Genomic DNA, 1,168 nt, shown 5'->3' on the forward strand with positions numbered 1-1,168 from the left:
GTTCCATTCCTGAAGACAGTTCACTTCCACACACCCAGACTTCCTCACACACCTTCAAAATCCGAAGCCCCATATCTGTTCCCAGCTTCCTCTCTTCTGGGACTCCATCATCCAGCATCTGCGGATATAACAGATGGGAGGCAATTGGCGTAACCCCCTGGTTCATGGCATAACGACAGGCTGCCTTTGCAAATGCTACATTCCGCTCAACATCTCCAGAATACGGAGATGCAATATACACCAGTTTGTTGTGTTCCATCCTTCACCGTCCTCTCTACTTAGAAACCACTTGCACAACCGTCCTTGTTAGGTTCATAGCTCCCTGCGCTGCATAGACTGCTCCCATCACATTTGCTTTGGTTCCCGTTTCCAACCCAAACTGCCCCGCAATCCGAGGAATCTCACCTGCCGATAACATAAGTCCCAGACCAAGCAGTGCCTGATCCTTAACGACCATCAGACCTGCGATCAGGACCGTCGCCTGTAAAAATGCGGTCAGGCACAGACCGATTACCTGCTTGCACCAGCCAACAAATCCATCAATATATCCCCTTGGCACACTGAATAAATAAAGGCTCCCTACTGCAATCTGGATCAGCAGGATCCCGCCCCGTTTTAAGTTCGCAAAGAACACTTTGATTACCGCATAACCCATGAGGATCAGGAGAAAAATCATAAAAATCGGGCTGCTGATACTTCCGATTCCACCAAAAACTCCAGATGTGGCAGCTTCTTGCCAGGTAGCAGCATCCTGAAGAGACTGCACAATCCCTGCCGCAACTGTCCCAATATCTTCTCCCAATCCTGTAATACCAGCTGTAAAACTCCCCTGAAGTGAAATACTGAGCTTATAAAGTTCCACTGGAACAGTCGTAAAAAGGCTGGCTGCCAGGAATCCTTTGATTACATTCAGGGCAGTATCGCGTATGCTTCCCCTGCCATTCTGATATTCAATTCCGCATTCAAAGGCTGCCACTACGATTCCCGTCACATAAAGTGCCCATGCCAGATAATAAAAAAGAAGCACAACAGACTGTACCCAGCTCATTTCGAACAGTTCAGCCCCCATGCTTCCCATCTGCATGAAAAAATCCCCCAGAAATCCAACAATCTGACCATACAGCCAGTCAATGATCTGTCCCAGAACCGTGTCTGCAACAAAATCCCA

General features: G+C 48.2%; 2 protein-coding genes. Both read right to left on the bottom strand.

Annotation, left to right across the window (positions count from 1 at the left end):
• The coding region (locus tag FGS84_RS30285; protein ID WP_138311857.1) for a DUF4406 domain-containing protein at nt 1-259 on the bottom strand (259 nt) is incomplete at its 3' end.
• Nucleotides 260-274: 15 nt separating this feature from the next.
• Nucleotides 275-1,168 (bottom strand): conjugal transfer protein TrbL family protein (locus tag FGS84_RS30290; RefSeq protein WP_138311855.1); only part of this gene is annotated, 894 nt, incomplete at its 5' end.

Origin of the sequence: Clostridium sp. 1001271st1 H5 (genome assembly GCF_005845215.1) — a bacterium.
GTDB lineage: Bacteria > Bacillota > Clostridia > Lachnospirales > Lachnospiraceae > Enterocloster.